General features: G+C 66.1%; 19 protein-coding genes. 15 read left to right on the top strand and 4 right to left on the bottom strand.

The features are described 5' to 3' along the window. Positions 1-75: 75 nt before the first annotated feature. Positions 76-1605 (top strand): RNA polymerase factor sigma-54, encoded by a 1530-nt coding sequence (gene rpoN, locus AE618_RS10900; RefSeq protein WP_054209100.1) that lies wholly within the window; start codon positions 76-78, stop codon positions 1603-1605. A gap of 33 nt (positions 1606-1638) precedes the next feature. On the opposite strand, the gene AE618_RS10895 is transcribed toward rpoN, so the two are convergent. Continuing rightward, entirely contained in the window at positions 1639-4905 is a 3267-nt protein-coding gene (locus tag AE618_RS10895) for an autotransporter outer membrane beta-barrel domain-containing protein (RefSeq protein ID WP_054209099.1), read from the bottom strand. A 316-nt stretch (positions 4906-5221) separates the two neighbouring features. Between AE618_RS10895 and hpf the strand changes: the two genes are divergently transcribed. From hpf to AE618_RS10870, 5 genes are all read left to right on the top strand, one after another. Then, complete coding sequence (hpf, locus tag AE618_RS10890) at positions 5222-5809, top strand: ribosome hibernation-promoting factor, HPF/YfiA family (RefSeq protein ID WP_054209098.1); 588 nt, start codon at positions 5222-5224, stop codon at positions 5807-5809. Positions 5810-5894: 85 nt separating this feature from the next. Further along, positions 5895-6356: a PTS IIA-like nitrogen regulatory protein PtsN gene (gene ptsN, locus AE618_RS10885; RefSeq protein ID WP_054209149.1), complete on the top strand. Its 462-nt coding sequence runs from the start codon at positions 5895-5897 to the stop codon at positions 6354-6356. A 184-nt stretch (positions 6357-6540) separates the two neighbouring features. Beyond that, positions 6541-8157 carry a fumarate hydratase gene (locus AE618_RS10880; protein ID WP_054209097.1) on the top strand — a complete coding sequence of 539 codons (1617 nt, stop codon included), beginning with the start codon at positions 6541-6543 and terminating at the stop codon, positions 8155-8157. Continuing rightward, entirely contained in the window at positions 8154-8486 is a 333-nt protein-coding gene (locus AE618_RS10875; RefSeq protein WP_054209096.1) for a hypothetical protein, read from the top strand. The genes AE618_RS10880 and AE618_RS10875 overlap by 4 nt, the downstream gene beginning before the upstream one ends. A gap of 108 nt (positions 8487-8594) precedes the next feature. Next, the gene (locus AE618_RS10870) at positions 8595-9251 is read left to right on the top strand and encodes an MBL fold metallo-hydrolase (RefSeq protein ID WP_054209095.1); all 657 of its coding nucleotides are present in this window, start codon (positions 8595-8597) and stop codon (positions 9249-9251) included. 333 nt (positions 9252-9584) lie between these two features. Here the strand turns inward: AE618_RS10870 and AE618_RS10865 are convergent, their stop codons facing one another. Beyond that, positions 9585-10100, bottom strand: a complete 516-nt coding sequence (locus AE618_RS10865) for a DUF1993 domain-containing protein (RefSeq protein ID WP_054209094.1) — start codon at positions 10098-10100, stop codon at positions 9585-9587. Between the two features lie 108 nt (positions 10101-10208). Then, positions 10209-10778: an elongation factor P gene (gene efp / locus AE618_RS10860; RefSeq protein ID WP_054209093.1), complete on the bottom strand. Its 570-nt coding sequence runs from the start codon at positions 10776-10778 to the stop codon at positions 10209-10211. Positions 10779-10929: 151 nt separating this feature from the next. Between efp and AE618_RS10855 the strand changes: the two genes are divergently transcribed. From AE618_RS10855 to AE618_RS10835, 5 genes are read left to right on the top strand one after another with little or no spacing between them, the layout of a single operon-like run. Next, positions 10930-11202, top strand: coding sequence for a BrnT family toxin (locus AE618_RS10855; protein WP_054209092.1), 273 nt, complete (start codon positions 10930-10932; stop codon positions 11200-11202). Next, positions 11183-11500: a BrnA antitoxin family protein gene (locus tag AE618_RS10850; protein ID WP_054209091.1), complete on the top strand. Its 318-nt coding sequence runs from the start codon at positions 11183-11185 to the stop codon at positions 11498-11500. Before AE618_RS10855 ends, AE618_RS10850 begins: the two co-directional genes overlap by 20 nt. A 9-nt stretch (positions 11501-11509) precedes the next feature. Next, the gene (epmA, locus tag AE618_RS10845) at positions 11510-12574 is read left to right on the top strand and encodes an EF-P lysine aminoacylase EpmA (RefSeq protein WP_054209090.1); all 1065 of its coding nucleotides are present in this window, start codon (positions 11510-11512) and stop codon (positions 12572-12574) included. Further along, the gene (locus tag AE618_RS10840; protein WP_054209089.1) at positions 12571-13623 is read left to right on the top strand and encodes a lysine-2,3-aminomutase-like protein; all 1053 of its coding nucleotides are present in this window, start codon (positions 12571-12573) and stop codon (positions 13621-13623) included. Before epmA ends, AE618_RS10840 begins: the two co-directional genes overlap by 4 nt. Positions 13624-13657: 34 nt before the next feature. Then, positions 13658-14302 carry a DsbA family oxidoreductase gene (locus tag AE618_RS10835; protein ID WP_197280749.1) on the top strand — a complete coding sequence of 215 codons (645 nt, stop codon included), beginning with the start codon at positions 13658-13660 and terminating at the stop codon, positions 14300-14302. A gap of 10 nt (positions 14303-14312) precedes the next feature. On the opposite strand, the gene AE618_RS27295 is transcribed toward AE618_RS10835, so the two are convergent. Continuing rightward, a complete protein-coding gene (locus tag AE618_RS27295; RefSeq protein ID WP_082365179.1) occupies positions 14313-14684 on the bottom strand; it encodes a type VI secretion system tube protein Hcp in 372 nt (123 codons plus the stop codon). A gap of 171 nt (positions 14685-14855) precedes the next feature. Between AE618_RS27295 and pyrF the strand changes: the two genes are divergently transcribed. The 4 genes from pyrF (at position 14856) to AE618_RS10810 (ending at position 17371) form a co-directional block, all read left to right on the top strand. Next, complete coding sequence (gene pyrF / locus AE618_RS10825; protein ID WP_054209086.1) at positions 14856-15563, top strand: orotidine-5'-phosphate decarboxylase; 708 nt, start codon at positions 14856-14858, stop codon at positions 15561-15563. 40 nt (positions 15564-15603) lie between these two features. Then, entirely contained in the window at positions 15604-15891 is a 288-nt protein-coding gene (locus AE618_RS10820; protein WP_054209085.1) for a DUF1330 domain-containing protein, read from the top strand. A 2-nt stretch (positions 15892-15893) separates the two neighbouring features. Next, positions 15894-16202, top strand: a complete 309-nt coding sequence (locus AE618_RS10815; protein ID WP_054209084.1) for a DUF1330 domain-containing protein — start codon at positions 15894-15896, stop codon at positions 16200-16202. Positions 16203-16267: 65 nt separating this feature from the next. Continuing rightward, positions 16268-17371, top strand: a complete 1104-nt coding sequence (locus AE618_RS10810) for an anhydro-N-acetylmuramic acid kinase (protein ID WP_248310830.1) — start codon at positions 16268-16270, stop codon at positions 17369-17371. The last annotated feature ends 316 nt before the right edge of the window (positions 17372-17687 follow it).

Raw genomic sequence — 17687 nt, 5'->3', positions numbered from 1 at the left:
CAGACGGCGCTAGTCTCCCTTCCAAGCAAGAAGTGTGCCGAATTGGCGCGCTGACATGGAAGGGTCGATGCCGCAATGGCGATGATGCCGCGCATGGAGCTACGCCAGGGACAGTCCCTGGTAATGACGCCGCAGCTTCTGCAGGCGATCAAGCTTCTGCAGTTGTCGCATCTCGAATTGCAGAATTTCGTCGAGGGCGAACTCGAGCGCAATCCGCTGCTGGAGCGCGACGATGTCTCCGAGGGCCCCTTCCAGGCGGGTGGCGGCGACAACGTGCATGCGGCCGATGCCGAAAGCTATGACCGCGCCGAGAGCCTGAACAGCCAGGAAGGCATGGAAAGCCGCCTCGGGACGGGGCTCGACAACGTCTTCCAGGGCGAGCAGCCGAGCGTGGCCAGGCTCGATACCCGCGGCGCCGACAGCCTGCCGATCATCGGCGGTGCCTATGGCGGCTCGGGCGGTTCCTTCGAGGAGGGACCGGAAGGCTTCGAGAGCAGCCTGACGGTCGAGGCCTCGCTGCACGACCATCTCAGCACGCAGCTCGATCTCGCCGTCGATGATCCCGCCGACCGCCTGATCGGCCGCCATCTCATCGATGCGGTCGACGATTCCGGCTATCTCGGCGAGGCGTTGCCCGACATCGCCGAGCGGCTGGGCGTCTCGGTCGCCCGCGTCGAGGGCGTCCTGCGGATCGTCCAGAGCTTCGATCCTTCAGGGGTGGCGGCGCGCGACGTCTGCGAATGCCTTTCGATCCAGCTGCGCGACCGCGACCGCTTCGACCCCGCCATGCAGGCGCTCGTGGCCAATCTTCCCCTCGTCGCCAAGCGCGATTTCGCTGCGCTCAAGCGTCTCTGCGGCGTGGATGACGAGGATATCGCCGACATGGTCGCCGAGATCCGGCGGCTCGATCCCAAGCCCGGGCGCGGTTTCGGCGGCTCGACGGCCGAGACCGTGGTGCCGGACGTCTTCATCCGTGCCGCGCCCGACGGCTCCTGGCTGGTCGACCTGAACCCCGACACGCTGCCGCGCGTGCTGATCAACCAGACCTATCACGCCAAGGTCTCGAAGGCCGCCCGCAAGGACGAGGACAAGGCCTTCATCGCCGAATGCCTGCAGACGGCGAATTGGCTGACGCGGTCGCTGGAGCAACGTGCCCGCACCATCCTCAAGGTGGCGAGCGAGATCGTGCGCCAGCAGGACGGGTTCTTCGCCCATGGCGTCGAGCATCTGCGGCCGCTGAACCTCAAGACGGTTGCGGATGCGATCGGCATGCATGAATCGACCGTCTCGCGCGTCACCTCGAACAAATATCTGATCTGCTCGCGCGGCGTCTTCGAGATGAAGTATTTCTTCTCGGCTGCGATCGCCGCCACCGGCTATGGCGAGGCCCATTCGGCCGAGGCCGTGCGTTTTCGCATCAGGCAGATGATCGACGACGAGGCGCCGGCCGACGTCCTGTCCGACGATGCCATTGTGGCGCGGCTCAAGGCCGGCGGCATCGACATCGCCCGCCGGACCGTCGCCAAATATCGTGAATCCCTACGGATTCCCTCCTCGATGGAGCGTCGTCGCGAGAAAGTCGCGATGGCCATGGGCAGCCGCTGAGACCTGGGGGCTTGAGCGCCGCCGAGGCCGGCGTCAGAAGCTGACCGTCAGCGAGGCCGACCCGCCGAGATTGCGGCTGTTGGACGAGGCGGTGCCGTCGATACGGCCCCCCAGCACGATGTTGGACGACAGGCGGTAATCGACGCCGGCGGCAAACAGCGCTGCGTCGCGATCCGGACGCGCGCCGGTGACGACGAAGCTCGCGGCGGGGATCGCGGAGAGGCTGCCAGCGAAGGCGGTCTCGCGCATGAAGTCGTGGCCCCAACCGACCTCGCCGAACAGCGTCAGCGGACGCCCGGCGAGGGTCGTCACCGTGCTCCCCTTGAAGCCGAGTTCGGAGCGCAGCGCCATATTGGTCCGGCCAAGGCCGGTCACGCCGGTCCCGAGGCCCGTCAGCGCGTTGGTCTCGACGAAGCCCGGCGTCCTGACGCTCTGCACCTGCAAGGCGGCAAACGGCGAGATTAGGAAGCCATGTCCGGCGAACAGGTCGTAGCCAGCCTGCAGCCGACCAGCGAAGACCTCTGCCCGGTAGTCGGCGACCGGCGACTGCCCCAGGACAGGCACGCTACGGCGGGTATCCATCTGAAGCGAGCCATAGGACGCCGAAGCGCCCAGCTGAACCGCGCCGATCCGCGTTGCGCCGTAAAGACCGGCCTGGAAGACATCGGCCTCCGAGGAGCCGAGCCCGTTGGAAAGCCGCGCCTCGGCCCGGCCGGCCGACAAAGCAAAGCCCGCGACGGCGCCCGGCATCACCCGGACATCGACGCCCGCGGCAAGGCTGCCCTCGTTGATCCTGCGCTTGGCCGCGCCGCTGAAGGCGTCTGCATCGGTCGTGCCGGTCTGGCCCGAGACGGAGCCCCAGAGCTGGTAGCTGGGCTCGATCCGCAGCGCCGGCGCAGTGGTCGGCTCGCGGCCCTTGCGCCCCGGCAGGTCGGCGGTGAAGTCGCTCGCCCCGCCGCCGAGCACCGTGTTGCTGCGGCCGGTCGCGTGCGGGTCGAGCATCGTGCGCAGAAACTGCTCGGACATGCGGTAGCCGATGGCCGGTGTCGCCGTGTGGACCTCGCCCGACAGCGTGTTGAGCGCGCCGGCGAGCTCGGCCCGCGTCGGCTGGTTGTAGACCGGGAAGAGCGGGGAGAGATCGGCTCCGCTCGCGGCGGCGCGGTCGAGGCTGTAGCCGACCTGAGTCACGTTGATGCTTTGGCTCATGCCGAGAACGGGCGCGAGCCCGGCCGTCGGGCCGGCGAGCGAGGCGACCAGCGGTGCCGGAGCAAGGGTCAAGCTGACGGCATTGCTGCCATAAGCGACGGTTTGGGCAATGGCGGGACCAAGGCCGGCCGCCGCGTTCACGCTCGAATAGGTGCCTGAGACCCTGCCGGTGGCGGTCAGGAAGGTGTAGGGCGTGCCGAACAGATAGGGCCCGCCTGCCGCGACGATCTGCAGCGTGCCGTTGAGGTTGGCGGCGCCGGCGACGTTGATCCGGTCGATCGTGGCGCCCTGCACCTCGATGATGCTCGTCGAGCCCGCGCCCAGCGTCAGGTTGCCGTTGACGTTGAGCACGCCGACGGAGTTGCCGGGCGAGAGCGTGCCGTTGACCGTCAGCGAGGGCAGCGCGCCGCTGCCGCCGAGCGAGGCGCCCGACGCGATCGTCAGCCCGCCGCTCGACGACAGCGAACCGTTGACCAGGAGCTTGCCGGATTCGACCGTGACATTCGAGAAGCCGCTGAAGGCGCTGTTGATCGCAAAGGATCCGCTGCCGAGCGCGAAGGTCAGGCTGTTCGTGCCGTTGCCGGCCGTGACATTGCCGACGATCTCGCCGCCCTGCACGACCATGCTGTTGTTGCCGTCGCCGAACAGCACGGCGGTGCCCGCGGCGCTCGCCGCCCGGATCGTGCCAGAGGTCGTCAGGCTGTTGTTGCCGTTGCCGAACTGGAGCGCGACGCCGGTGCCGCTGGTTGCGATCGTGCCGCTGTTGGTCACGGTGTTTGCGCCATTGCCGTTCAAAAACAGCGCCTGTGCGCTGCCGCTGGTCGAGATGGTGCCGCTATTGGTGATCCTGTTGGCACCGTTGCCATTGATGAAGATCGCGGCTTCCGAGCCCGTCCCCGTGATCGTGCCGCTGTTGGCGAGCACGTTGTTGAAATTGCCGACGATGCCGATGCCGGTGCCTGACAGGCCGCGGATCGTCCCGGCATTGCTGATCGACACCGCGGCGACAGCCGAGCCGAAAGCCCCATCGTCGATCAGGATGCCGCGATTGGCGCCCGAGATCAGCGCGCCTGCATTGTTCTCGATCGTTCCGCCGCCCATGGCGATGCCGTCCGAGCCGTTGGGACGCCCGCCGGAATCGACGCCGCCGGCGCCGAGGCCCTGGATGATGCCGAAATTGCGGATCGTGCCGATCAGGTCGATATCGACGCCGTCGCCGTCGCCGTTGGCCGACGCGGTCCCGTCCGAGTTGAAGATATTGCCGACGCCGGCATAGCCGCCGGTGATGGTGCCGTAATTGGTGACGGTGCCGTTGCCGTCCGAGCCGACGCCGGAGCCGTTGCGGCCGATGATGGTGGCGCCGGCATTGTTGACGACGGTGATGTCGTTGTCTGCGGTGATGCCGTGACGCGCGCCCGAGATCACCCCGCCGGCGTTGTTGGTGACGGTGATGCCGGTGCGACCACCGGCGTCGATGCCGTCGGAGGTTCCGTTCGCGCCGCCCGACGTGTTCGCGCCGAAGCTGCGGATGATGCCCGAATTCTGGATGGTGGTGGCCTGACCGGGCCGGACCGCATCGTCGGTCAGGCTTTCGATCACGCCGCCGGCGCGGTTGACGACCGTGATGTTGTTGCCGGTCGTCGCAGTGATGGCCCGGAAGTCCAGCGCCTGGCCGAGGCCGGCAAAGCCGGTGCCGCCGGCCTGGATCAGCCCGGAATTATCGATCGTGATGGTGGTGCCGGTCACCGCGACATTGACGCGGATCACGTCGTTGGCGGCTGTGCGGATGACGCCGGAGGCGCCGTTGCTGATCAGGAAGCTGCGCGTGGTGCCGCCGCCGGTGACGTCGATGGCGCGGCCCGTTCCGCTTTGTTCCAGCGTGCCGTTATTGGTGACGGAGACGCCCGTCGCGGTCCCGATCAGAAGCGAGGCTGTGCCGCCGCCGACACTCAGTGCTCCGCCTGCCGCGATCTGCCCGGTATCGGTGGTGGTGAGCGTGCGCTGGGTGGTCAGGGTCGTTCCCGAGGGAATGGTGAAGCTCTGGGACCGCGCCTCCGTGACCAAAAGGCCCGCCGACGTCGCGATCGCTGCCAAGCAGGTCGATGTCAGCAGGGAGCGGCGGGAGAAAGTGGAGTACGGCACGCGATGCAAGGCGGTCACCCATCATGGGGTCGAATGGAAGGGCCGCACTTAGAAACAGGCGATATGACGATTGGATAACGAACGGTCGGCCTGGATCGGTCGGCAACGCCGGGGGTTTTGCTGCTTTGGCTCGCGTCGCGCCCACCGCCATGTCCACCTTGGATCGCAGGCCTATCGCCCGCTCGTCATTGACTTCCCCGGGGGTGAGTTCTTAGCTCCTATGGATGGCCGCTCTTCTGGCCATAGCTAAAACAAGGGGAAGCACTCTATGAGCTTGCGAATCTCCGGCAAGAATCTCGACGTCGGCGAGGCCCTGCGGGGTCAGGCCGAAGCCCGCGTGGCTGCCGCTCTCAGCAAATATTACGAGGGCGGCTATCAGGGCCATGTCACGGTCGGAAAAGACGGCACTGCCTTCAAGACGGACGGCGTGCTGCATCTGTCGTCGGGAATCACGCTCGAAGCCTCCGGCACGGCGCATGACGCCTATGCCAGCCTCGACAAGATGGCCGAACGCATCGAGAAGCGGCTGCGCCGCTACAAGCGACGTCTCAAGGATCGCTCGTCGCAGACCAATGGCCGCGAGCCCGGCGTCGAAATCCCCAGCTATGTGATTGCGGCTCCCGATGAGGAAATCGAGGAGGTCGAGTTCGACGGGGCCGATGACAACCCGGTGATCGTCGCCGAATCGACCAAATCCCTGCACGTGATGACAGTCAGCGACGCCGTCGCGGAACTCGACCTGACGGGAGCGCCGGTGGTGATCTTCCGCCATGCTGGCAATGGCAGGACGAACGTCGTATACCGCCGCCGCGACGGCAATATCGGCTGGATCGATCCGCCGTCCGCATTGTCGTAGGTCTGGCGGGCGACCGCGCGACCCCCGAACCTGACCCTGCCGCAAAGGCTACGAGACGCGGCATGGGACATGCATGGACTGGCGCATGACGCTGATCGATCTCCTGACACCTGCAGCGGTGATTTCGCCGCTGCGGGCCAATGGTAAGAAGCAGGCGCTGCAGGAGCTGGCGCAGCATGCGGCGCGCGTCGCCGGCCTTCCTGAGCGCGATCTCTATGAGGCACTGCTTCAGCGTGAGCGCCTGGGCTCGACAGGCATCGGCGACGGCATCGCCATCCCGCATGGCCGCATGCCCGGTATCGATAGACTGATCGGGCTCTTCGCCCGTGCGGAAAAGCCGATCGACTTCGACGCGCTCGATGGCCAGCCGGTCGACATCATCTTCGTGCTGATCGCGCCCGAAGGCGCCGGCGCCGACCATCTCAAGGCACTCGCCCGTGTCGCCCGCGTGCTGCGCAATCAGGCAGTGCTCGAACAGGTCCGCAGCATTCGCGATCCTGCGGCGATCTACGCGATCCTCGCGGAGACGGCCGCCAAGGCGGCGTGAGCCCGACCAGGCGACGCCCTCGCGCAAGCCGTTCCCGCGCAAGCCGTTCCCGCGAAATCATGGCGGCCCCCGTGCCATCGCGCGCTCTTGCATTTGACCAGATCGAAACATCGTCTATTCGATCCCGCGAGCCCTCGTGCCGCGATGCGCCGGGGGAGCGCCGTTCAATGCCGGAGTGCCGCCGATGGCCTATACCCATGTCGATCTCTTTCCGCTCGGCGAGGATACGACGCCGTATCGCAAGCTCGGCAGCGATGGCGTCATGGTCGAGAAACTCGGTGACCGTGAGGTCCTGAGCGTCTCGCGCGAGGCGATCCGCCGGCTCAGCGAGCAGGCCTTCATCGACATCAACCATCTGCTGCGGCCGGGCCATCTCGCCCAGCTCTCGAAGATCCTCGACGATCCCGAGGCGACCTCGAACGACAAGTTCGTCGCCTACGACCTGCTCAAGAACGCCAACATCGCCGCTGGCGGCGTGCTGCCGATGTGCCAGGACACCGGCACTGCGATCATCATGGGCAAGAAGGGCCGCATGGTCTGGACGAATGGCGAGGACGAGCAGGCCTTGGGCGAGGGCGTCGCCGACGCCTATTTCAAGCGCAATCTGCGCTATTCCCAGGTCGCTCCCTTGTCGATGTTCGAGGAGAAGAACACGGCGACCAATCTCCCCGCTCAGATCGACATCTATGCGGAAGGCGAGGACGCCTACAAATTCCTCTTCGTCGCCAAGGGCGGCGGCTCCGCCAACAAGACCTTTCTTTTTCAGGCGACGCCTTCGCTCCTGACCAAGGATCGGATGATGGCCTTCCTGAAGGAAAAGATCCTGACGCTCGGCACGGCCGCCTGTCCGCCCTATCACCTCGCCATCGTCATCGGCGGCACCTCGGCCGAGCAGAATCTCAAGACCGTCAAGCTCGCCTCGACCAAATATCTCGACGCGCTCCCAACCTCCGGCTCGCCTTCGGGGCATGCCTTCCGCGATCTCGCGATGGAGGAGGAGGTCCACAAGATGACGCAGGCGCTCGGCGTCGGCGCCCAGTTCGGCGGCAAGTATTTCTGCCATGACGTGCGCGTCGTGCGCCTGCCGCGCCACGGCGCCTCGCTGCCGATCGGGCTCGGCGTCTCCTGCTCGGCCGACCGCCAGGCCAAGGGCAAGATCACCCGGGACGGCATCTTCCTCGAGGCGCTGGAGACCGACCCGTCGAAATTCCTGCCCGAGGTCGAGGATGCCTCGCTCGGCGGCGACGTGGTCGAGGTCGACCTCAACCGGCCGATGAGCGAGATCCTGGCGACGCTGACGAAGTATCCGGTCAAGACCCGGCTCTCGCTCACCGGCACGATCATCGTCGCGCGCGATTCCGCCCACGCCAAGATCCGCGAGCGGCTGGAAAGCGGGCAGGGCATGCCCGACTATCTCAAGAACCACCCAGTTTACTACGCCGGTCCGGCCAAGACGCCCGACGGCATGGCCTCGGGCTCATTCGGGCCGACGACGGCGGGCCGGATGGACTCCTTCGTCGACCAGTTCCAATCCTTCGGCGGGTCCATGGTGATGCTCGCCAAGGGCAACCGCTCGGCCGCCGTGCGCGAAGCCTGCAAGCGCCATGGTGGCTTCTATCTCGGCTCGATCGGTGGCCCTGCCGCCCGCCTGGCGCAGGACTGCATCAGGAAGGTCGAGGTGCTCGAATATCCCGAACTCGGGATGGAGGCCGTCTGGCGCATCGAGGTGGAGGACTTCCCGGCCTTCATCGTCATCGACGACAAGGGCAACGACTTCTTCAAGGAGTTGAACCTCGGATGAGGGTGGCTGCGCTCCTTGGCCTCGCGCTCGCCCTCGTCCCCATCTCCGAAGGCGCCTTCGCACAGAACCAGCCGGCGACCTGTTCGCGCGACCTGTTCCAGAACGAGGGCGCGCTGCGTCGGCAGCAGACGCGGCTCTCCGCCGTGGCCAATGCCGATCAGGCGACCCAGTGCCGGACATGGCGCGAGCATGTCGGCTTTCTGCAGAGTTCACGGGCCGTGTTTGCGACCTGCCAGAGCGGTGCGCAGCGCGAGCAAAATGTCGCCATGATGGATTCGGAACTGGCGGATTACCGCGCGCTGCTGTCGAACCGCTGCGGCAAACGCTGAAATGGCAATCCGCGTCATGCTCGGGCTTGACCCGAGCATCTCTGGCCGGAGATTCTCGGGTCTGCGCTTCGCTCCGCCCGAGAATGACGTGGCCTCGAAAGGACCGAAATGACGCAACAGCCCCAGCCCCCGCTCCAGATCGCCGTCGTGCCTGTCACCGCGTTCCAGCAGAACTGCTCGATCGTCTGGTGCACGAAGACGATGCAGGCCGCGATCGTCGATCCCGGCGGCGATGTTCCGATCATTCTCGGGGCGCTGAAGGAACTCGGCGTGACGCCTGCCGCGATCTGGCTGACCCATGGCCATCTTGACCATGCCGGCGGCGCGACCGAATTGTCGGAGACGCTGTCGATCCCGGTGATCGGGCCGCACCAGGCCGACAAGTTCCTGCTAGACGACCTGCCGACCTCGGGGCTGCGTTTCGACATCACAGATATGAAGGCGGTGACGCCGGCGCGCTGGCTCGTCGAGGGCGACGAGATCGCGATCGGTGATGTGACGTTCTCGGTCCAGCATGTGCCCGGCCATACGCCCGGCCACGTCACCTTCTACCAGAAGCATCTGCGCTTCCTGCTCGCGGGCGACACGGTGTTTGCCGGCTCGGTCGGCCGCACCGATTTTCCCTATGGCAGCCACGAGACGCTGATCGCCGGCATCAAGGCCAAGCTTCTCCCGCTCGGCGACGATGTGCAGTTCCTGCCCGGACACGGGCCTGCCAGCACGCTGGGCGAAGAGCGGCTCAACAACCAGTTCCTGCGGGACTAGGCTTCACCGTCATGCTCGTCCTTGTGGCGAGCATCCACGTCTCGGTCGTAGCGCTCGATGCGGGATGGGCCGGACAAGCCCGGCTGTGACGGCAACGGAAAACGAAAAGACCCGCAGCGGAAATCCGCTACGGGCCCTGGAAGAACCAACGGCCATGTCCTGAACGGGTGCGCGTACATCCGGCGTCAAACGTTCGGCTCATGGCCGTCTTCTGCGGCGCCGGAGGGCAGTGGAACGCCCTCAACATCGCCGTAACACTCATATGGAGGCGGCCTGTGGCGAATTCAAGGCCGCCTCGCTTCGCGGTGGGGTGGGCTGGCCTATCGCCGTCCGTCAGGCGTCGAGCGCGCCGAGCAGGAAGTCCTGCTTGCCGATATGGAATCCGTTCTCGCGCAGGATGTTGTAGGCCGTTGCGGCGTGGAAATAGAAATTCGGCAGCGCAAACCGCGTCACATAAGCCTCGCCTTTCATCGTCACGGTCGCCGAGGGGCCGCGCGGGAAGGTGACGTCCTTGGCAAGACCGGCGTCGAGCGCCGCGTCGTCTGCCGCCGCGACGAAGGCCAGCACCTTTGCGATGCGCGCCTTGAGCTCCTCGACGGTCTTTTCCTCGTCGGGGAATTTCGGGTTCTCGCCGCCGCCCACCCGGGCCACCAGATTCTTGGCGAAGTCGCAAGCGAGCTGGATCTGCCGCGTGAACGGCAGCATGTCCGGCGCGAGCCGCGAGGACAGCAGCACGGCGGGATCGATCTTGCGTTCGGCCGCCTGGACCAGGGTCTTGTCGAGAATGGCGTCGAGCGCCTTGAGGGTCTGGGTGACGCCGGAGAGAACGGCGCGGGTGGTGAGCGTCATGGGGCTATCCTCGGAAAACGAAAACGGGCCCGGAGAGGGCCCGCTGCGTCGCCGATATAACATCTGCGCCGTCGATTGCATCGGCGCGGCGCGATCAATCGTCCTGCCTCAGTCCTTGGCGCGCTCGACATAGGAGCCGTCGGTCGTCATCACGACGATGCGCACGCCCGGGCCGATATGGGGCGGCACCGCGGTGCGCACGCCGTTGACCAGGATCGCCGGCTTGTAGGAGGACGACGCCGTCTGGCCCTTGGTCACCGGCTCGGTCTCGGCGACCTCGACGGTCACGCGCTGCGGCAGCTCGATCGAGACGGCCTTCTCCTCGAAGACCGAGAGCGAGACCTTCATGCCTTCCTGGAGATATGGCGCCATGTCGCCGACCACATCACCATCGACATTGATCTGGTCGAAGCTCTCGGGGTTCATGAAGACGTATTGCTCGCCGTCCTGATAGAGATAGGTGTAGTCGCGATCCTCGACATAGGCGCGCTCGACCTGCTCGGTCGTCTTGTAGCGTTGCGTCATCTTGGTGCCGTCATGGATCCGGCGCATGTCGATCTGCGTCGTCGGCGTGCCCTTGCCGGGAAAGAAGCTCTCGGCCGAGAGAACCGAGCAGAGATGCCCGTCGAGTTCGAGCACATTGCCCTTGCGAACGGAGGATGCGATGACCTTGACCATATCAAATACCCTGAGCTAGCGCGGCGCCTTGCGCGCATCGTGCGAATTCGTTGCCGCGCAACTACCGCATTCAGGGCCGAAACGGAAGTCGTCGCGCGGCAGTGCGGGTGATCGCCGCTTGACTTTCCTGGGCCGTATATACAATTAAAGCGTGAGGATCACGTTCGACCCGGCAAAGAACGAGCGCAATATCCGCGAGCGCGGATTGCATTTCATGCTGGTCGATGGGTTTTCCTGGGAAACGGCCCAAACGCATGAGGACAGGCGCGTTGCGTATCCCGAGCGCCGTTTCGTGTCCTTGGGGCTGATCGGCGCGAGGGTGTATGTCGTCTGCGTTACGCAGATACCCGGTGGCATTCGCGTGATCAGCTTCCGAAAGGCCAATGCGAGAGAGGTGAGGCGCTATGAGCAGGAAGCCGGCTGAAATCGACGTGGCGCTGGAGCCTTTAACTGATGCCGAGGGCGAGGTGCGCGAGCTGACCGATGCAGATTTCGCCTTGATGCGCCCAGCCTATGAAGTGCTGCCCTCCGAATTGGTGGCGCTCATGCGCGAGCATCGCCGCAGCCGCGGCGAGCGCGGGCCGCAGAAGGCGCCGACCAAGAAGCTCGTCAGCCTCAGGCTCGATCAAGACGTGCTGGAGCGGGCCAAGGCGGGCGGCCCCGGCTGGCAGACCCGCATCAACGACATCCTGCGCGAAGCGCTGCTCAAGCAGGCAGGCTGATCGCCGGTCATGACAGCAGGCCACCCGCCCTTCTGGCGGCCCGACATCCATGCCGACCGGCGCCCGGCGCTGCTGGCGCGCAACCGCATCAAGGCAGCACTCCGGCGCTGGTTCGATGAGCGCGATTTCGTCGAGGTCGAGGCCGCGATTCTGCAGGTGTCGCCCGGCAACGAGACGCATCTGCACGGCTTTGGCACGACGCTGGTCGACGATGCCGGTGCGGGCCACCCCTATTATCTGCACACCTCGCCCGAATTCGCCGCCAAGAAGCTGCTGACGGCGGGCGAGTGCCGGATCTTCGACTTCGCCCGCGTCTTCCGCAACCGTGAGCGCACCGCCCTGCACCATCCCGAATTCACGATGCTGGAATGGTACCGGGCCGGCGAGGGTTACGAGACTCTGATGCACGACAGCGCCGCGCTTCTGGCGGAGGCGGCGCGGGCCGCGGGCGCGACCACGCTGCGCTGGCGCGGCGTCGAGGCCAATCCTTTCCTGCAGCCCGAGCGTCTGACACTGCAGCAGGCCTTCATCCGCCATGCCGGCATCGACCTGCTTCGGACCGTGACGGCCGACCACGATGTCGACCGGGGTGGGCTCGCGGCAGACGCGATCGAGGCCGGCATCCGCGTCGCCGATGACGACACATGGTCCGACATCTTCAGCCGAATCCTGTCGGAGAGGATCGAGCCCCATCTGGGCCGCGGCCGCGCGACGATCCTGTGCGAATACCCGATCTCGGAGGCGGCGCTCGCGCGCCCCAAGCCCGGCGATCCGCGCGTGGCGGAGCGCTTCGAGCTCTATGCCTGCGGCGTCGAGCTCGCCAATGCCTTCGGCGAACTGACCGACGCAGGTGAGCAGCGCCGGCGCTTCGAGGCAGACATGGATGAGAAGCAACGCATCTATGGCGAGCGCTATCCGATCGACGAGGATTTCCTCGCCGCGCTCGCGCAGATGCCGCAGGCGAGCGGCATCGCAATGGGTTTCGACCGGCTGGCGATGCTCTGTACCGGTGCGCGCCGGATCGAGGACGTGCTCTGGACGCCGGTCGCGCAACCGGGCAGGGGAGGGGCATGACGGTCCATACCCCGCTCCGCAGCATCGACGCGCTGGTCGCCCACGGCCTCATCGCGCCCGATCGGCGTGCTGCGCTCGATGCCGTGGCCGCGCGCTACGCGGTCGCCGTGACGCCGGCCATGGCTGCTCTGATCGACCCCGCCGATCCCACCGACCCGATCGCGCGGCAGTTCATCCCCGATCCCGCCGAACTCGTCACCCTGCCGCAGGAACTGGCCGATCCGATCGGCGACGAGCCGCATTCGCCGGTCGAGGGCGTGGTGCACCGCTATCCCGACCGTGCTCTGCTCAAGCTCGTCCATGCCTGCCCGGTCTATTGCCGCTTCTGCTTCCGGCGCGAGATGGTCGGCCCCGGCGGCGACGCGCTGACCGGCGAAAAGCTCGATGCGGCGCTGGCCTACCTCGCCGAGCACCCCGAGATCTGGGAGGTGATCATGACCGGCGGCGATCCGCTGATCCTCTCGGCCAGGCGCATGCGCGAGATCGCCCGCCGCCTCTCGGCGATTTCCCACATCAAGGTCGCGCGCTGGCATACGCGCGTACCGATCGTCGATCCCGACCGGATCACTCCCGACTTTGCACGCGCCCTGCGCGTGCCCGGCAAGGCGAGCTACATCGCTGTTCATGCCAACCATCCGCGCGAGTTCAGCGCCGCCGCTCGTGCTGCGCTGGCGCGTCTGGCCGATGCCGGCCATGTCCTGATCAGCCAGAGCGTGCTGCTCAGGGGCGTCAATGCCGACGTCGCAACGTTGTCGGCCCTGATGCGGGCCTTCGTCGAGAACCGGGTGAAGCCCTATTATCTCCATCACCCCGATCTCGCGCCGGGCACGGCGCAGTTCCGGCTCTCGCTGGAAGAGGGGCAGGCCCTCATCAAAAGCCTGCGAGGCCATCTTTCCGGACTGTGCCAGCCGACCTATATCCTCGACATCCCCGGCGGGGCCGGCAAGATCCCCGTCGGACCCGCCTTTCTGTCAGCCTGCGAGATGCCGGGCGCCGAGGCATTCGCCGAAGACCGCCATGGCGAGCAGCATCGCTATCCGCCGGCGTGAGGGCGGCCGGCGGCGAACCGCGAAGGACATTCCCATGCAAGAGAAACTGCCGATCGCGATCGTTTCCGATCTCGCCTGTCCCTGGTGCTTCATTGGCAAGGCCAGGCTCGAGACGGCGCTCGACCGCCATGGCCTGACCGAGCGTGTCGCCATCACCTGGCTGCCCTATGAGCTCAATCCCGACATGCCGGCCGAGGGCATGGACCGCACGCAGTATCTCGATGCGAAGTTCGGCGCCGGCAAGCGCCGCGAGATCGAACTGCGCCTGTCCGAAGCCGCGCTCGAAAGCGGCGTCACCTTCAACTGGGCCGGCGTCACCAAGAGCGTCAACACCCGCATGGCGCATATGCTGGTTGCGGCGGCATCCACCGTCCAGCGCGGCGGCGACATGAAGGCGGCGCTGTTCAAGGCCTATTGGCAGGACGGTCGCGACATCGGCGATGTCGAGACCCTGGTCGAGATCGCGGTTGAGCAGGGCTTCGACGAGCAGGCGGCGCGCGACGAACTCGCCAATGGCGAACTGCGCGAGACCGTGATCGGGCTTGAGGACCATGCGCGCCAGGTTGGCGTCACCGGCGTGCCGTTCTTCATCGTCGACGGCAAGCTCGCGGTGTCGGGCGCTCAGACGCAGGAGGTCTGGGCCCAGGTTTTCGCGCAGGTTCTGCCCGACGCAGCGTGAAGAGCGGCGATCAGTCGTCGCTCTTGAAATACTGCCAGGAGATGGACCCCGCCGCCAGACCCACGCTCTCCATGGGACGACCGCCTCCGCTACTGCTGGAGATCGAACTGATCACGACATCCTTCAGCGCATAGGAGAGATAGAGAATGTCGCCTGGGTTCTTGTAGAACTCGATCGTCACCAGCCCGAACACCGTGCCCCTGGCGGCATGGAGCCACAGCTGGCTCGATAACGCGTCAGCGACTCGGGTCACTGAAAAATCACTGGACTGAGCCTTGCGTGCCGGTCCGCCGGCTGCCGGCCGAGATGTCATGCCAAGCGACACCGACTGCGCTTCGCACCATTTCCCGATGGGGCTGCTGAATTCGATCCAGGTCGACATCAAAGGACTCCGTCTGTGATGCCGGCCGGCCCGTGATGCCAGCCTGCGGCTGGCAGTCTCACGCTAAAGCGCCGGACAGGGCATCCATTGAACGGATGATGCCCGCGCTCCTAAAGCTTGCAAGCCTGCTCGAATCATGGCCCTTCCCCGCAAACAGCGGAGAGCCGGCCGATGACCCAGAAGATCAACGACCTTCGTGATCGCATGATCGTCGCGCTCGACGTGCCGACGATCTGGGACGCCTATCGCATCGTCTCTCAGCTCGGGGACGCCGCGAGCTTCTACAAGATCGGCTATGCGCTCGCCTTCGCCGGCGGGCTTCAGCTCACCCAGCAATTGGTGGCGGAGGGCAAGAAGGTCTTCCTCGACCTCAAGCTGCACGACATCGGCAACACCGTCACCGAGGGCGTGGCCTCGCTCAGCAATCTCGGCGTCGATCTGCTGACGGTTCATGCCTACCCGCAAACGATGCGCGGCGCCGTCGAGGGGCGCGACGGGGCGGATCTGAAGCTCCTCGCCGTGACGGCGCTGACCTCCTATGACGATGGCGATCTGCGCGATGCCGGCTACGGCCTGGCCGTGCGCGACCTCGTGCGCCTGCGCGCCGAACAGGCCCGCACCGCAGGCATCGACGGCATCGTTTGTTCGGCGGCCGAAACCGAGATCGTCCGCGACGTGATCGGTTCCGACATGCTGATCGTGACGCCGGGCATCCGGCCCGCGGGCAGCGCAGCCGGCGACCAGAAGCGCACTTTGACCCCCGGCGAGGCGATCCGCGCCGGTGTCGATCATCTCGTCGTCGGGCGTCCCATCATCCGCGCGGCAGACCCGCGTGCAGCGGCGGCCGCGATCATGGACGAGATCGCGGCGGCCTCCTAAGCTCGCCTTCCAGAATGACCTCAAGAAACGGATACGGATCATGCCCAAGGGATATGTCGTGGCGCGCGCCAAGGTCACCAACGCGACGCAATGGGCTGCCTATGCGGCCAAGGCCTCCGAAGCGATCAAGCAATATGGCGGCACGCCGCTCGTTCGCGGTGGCCTGATGACCGTGGCGGAGGGCGAGGGTCGGGCCCGCAACGTCGTCATCGAGTTCAAGGATTTCGAGTCCGCCAAGGCCTATGCGATGTCGCAGGAATATTCCGAGGCTCGCAAGCTGCGCGAAGGCGCCGGCGAGATCGACATCGTCGTGGTCGAAGGGGTCTGATCATGGCCAAGGGCTATTGGATCGCCCGCGTCGATGTCGAGAACGAAGAGGAATATGCCCGCTATCGCGCGCTGAACGCGGTGGCCTTCGCGAAATACGGCGCGAAGTTCCTCGTCCGGGGCGGCGAGTACAAGCTCGCGCGCGGCGAGGGGCGAAAGCACAATGTCATCCTCGAATTCAAGGACGAGGAGACGGCGCGCGCCTGCTACGCCTCGCCTGAATATCAGGAGGCGGTGAAGCACCTGGCTCTGGTCGGCAAGGTCGATCTGGTCATTATCGGTGGCCATGACGGGGCCCAGCCCGGCGACTAGAGCGCTTGCGAGCGAAGTGGATGCCGGTTCGCGTGAGGAAAACGCGTCAAGGAGATGCTGGGCACATGCGCTCCCTGGACAAGCCGATGCTGACGGCCATCGGCGTCATCAGCGGCACTTCGATGGACGGCATCGACGTCTCGATCGTCACCAGTGACGGGCGAGATGCCGTGACGTTCGGCGCCGATGCGTCCTATCCTTATAGAGATACCACGCGCCAGGCGCTTCAGTCCCTGATCGCCGAGGCGCAGCGCGCCCTGACCGAGCCATTGTTCGAACTGGAAGCAGATGTCACCGCCGACCATCTCGCGGCGATTCGGCGCTTCATGGCCGATCACGGCATCGACCACGCTATCATCGATCTCGTCGGCCTCCACGGCCAGACTGTCTATCACCGGCCGCAGCAGCGCTTCACGCGGCAGCTGATCGACGGGCCGACCGTGGCGGCCGCGCTCGGCATTCCCACCATCGATCGGTTCCGCCATGCAGATGTCGCCGCAGGCGGGGAGGGCGCACCCTTCGCCCCGCTCTATCACCGCGCTCTGGCGCAGGGGATGGAGCAGCCGGTGATGGTGCTCAACCTCGGCGGCGTCGGCAACGTCACCTATATCGATGGCGACGACGTCATCGCCTTCGATACGGGCCCCGCCAGCGCGCTTCTCGACGACTTCATGCTGCGCCGATTGGGCCGCCCCTTTGATGCGGATGGCGCGCTCGCAGCAAACGGCCGCGTCCGTGACGACCTCGTCGCGGGCTTCATGGACAATCCCTTCTTCGACAGGCCCGCGCCGAAATCGCTCGACCGCAATGATTTCCATCGCCGGGCGCAGGTCGTCGAGCCGCTGTCCGATCCCGACGGTGCGGCGACGCTGGCCGCCTTCACGGTCGAGAGCCTCGTCGCCGCGCTGCGCCATGTGCCGCGCGCGCCCAGGCGCTGGCTTGTCGGCGGCGGCGGCCGGCTGAACCGCCATCTCATGACGCGCCTGTCGCAGCGCCTCGGCGTTCCCGTCGAGCCGGTGGAGGCTGCCGGATGGGATGGCGATGCGCTCGAGGCCCAGCTCTTCGCCTATCTGGCGATCCGTTCGGTGAAGGGCTTGCCGCTGAGCCTGCCGAGCACGACCGGCGTGCCGCGCCCCCTGACGGGCGGGCGTCTGAACAGGGTCGGATGACGTCACAAAACAGTCGGCCTGCCGCTGCTAAGCCGGATGGGCCTGACGAGGCGACGATTCGAAGATTCTTCTTTGGCCGGAAACAGCCGAATAGATCCCGAAATCGAAGGCGTCCGGCCGGTTTTCGGGGCCATAAACCCCGCTCTCGCGCCTTGGTTCCTCGGGGCCGCGACGGCTTTGTCGATTTTCTTCAAATCCTGTGTTGACAGGTCTGGGTGGTGGGTCCTATAAACCGCCCATCGAGACGGCGCCGCCGCTGAGCGGCGCCTCTTCTGCGCTTTCCCAGGACGTTGGGCCTTGTAGCCGAGAGATCGGT

Source organism: Allobosea vaviloviae, from assembly GCF_001298265.1.
Taxonomy (GTDB): domain Bacteria; phylum Pseudomonadota; class Alphaproteobacteria; order Rhizobiales; family Beijerinckiaceae; genus Allobosea; species Allobosea vaviloviae_B.
Note: the sequence above shows the minus strand (reverse complement) of the source record. Positions and strands in the feature narration are given on the sequence as shown.

Coding starts and splice junctions, on each gene's coding strand:
- rpoN (WP_054209100.1), top strand. CDS start 76: ATGGCGATGATGCCGCGCATGGAGCTACGCCAGGGACAGTCCCTGGTA.
- hpf (WP_054209098.1), top strand. CDS start 5,222: ATGAGCTTGCGAATCTCCGGCAAGAATCTCGACGTCGGCGAGGCCCTG.
- ptsN (WP_054209149.1), top strand. CDS start 5,895: ATGACGCTGATCGATCTCCTGACACCTGCAGCGGTGATTTCGCCGCTG.
- AE618_RS10880 (WP_054209097.1), top strand. CDS start 6,541: ATGGCCTATACCCATGTCGATCTCTTTCCGCTCGGCGAGGATACGACG.
- AE618_RS10875 (WP_054209096.1), top strand. CDS start 8,154: ATGAGGGTGGCTGCGCTCCTTGGCCTCGCGCTCGCCCTCGTCCCCATC.
- AE618_RS10870 (WP_054209095.1), top strand. CDS start 8,595: ATGACGCAACAGCCCCAGCCCCCGCTCCAGATCGCCGTCGTGCCTGTC.
- AE618_RS10865 (WP_054209094.1), bottom strand. CDS start 10,100: ATGACGCTCACCACCCGCGCCGTTCTCTCCGGCGTCACCCAGACCCTC.
- efp (WP_054209093.1), bottom strand. CDS start 10,778: ATGGTCAAGGTCATCGCATCCTCCGTTCGCAAGGGCAATGTGCTCGAA.
- AE618_RS10850 (WP_054209091.1), top strand. CDS start 11,183: ATGAGCAGGAAGCCGGCTGAAATCGACGTGGCGCTGGAGCCTTTAACT.
- epmA (WP_054209090.1), top strand. CDS start 11,510: ATGACAGCAGGCCACCCGCCCTTCTGGCGGCCCGACATCCATGCCGAC.
- AE618_RS10840 (WP_054209089.1), top strand. CDS start 12,571: ATGACGGTCCATACCCCGCTCCGCAGCATCGACGCGCTGGTCGCCCAC.
- AE618_RS10835 (WP_197280749.1), top strand. CDS start 13,658: ATGCAAGAGAAACTGCCGATCGCGATCGTTTCCGATCTCGCCTGTCCC.
- AE618_RS27295 (WP_082365179.1), bottom strand. CDS start 14,684: ATGTCGACCTGGATCGAATTCAGCAGCCCCATCGGGAAATGGTGCGAA.
- pyrF (WP_054209086.1), top strand. CDS start 14,856: ATGACCCAGAAGATCAACGACCTTCGTGATCGCATGATCGTCGCGCTC.
- AE618_RS10820 (WP_054209085.1), top strand. CDS start 15,604: ATGCCCAAGGGATATGTCGTGGCGCGCGCCAAGGTCACCAACGCGACG.
- AE618_RS10815 (WP_054209084.1), top strand. CDS start 15,894: ATGGCCAAGGGCTATTGGATCGCCCGCGTCGATGTCGAGAACGAAGAG.
- AE618_RS10810 (WP_248310830.1), top strand. CDS start 16,268: ATGCGCTCCCTGGACAAGCCGATGCTGACGGCCATCGGCGTCATCAGC.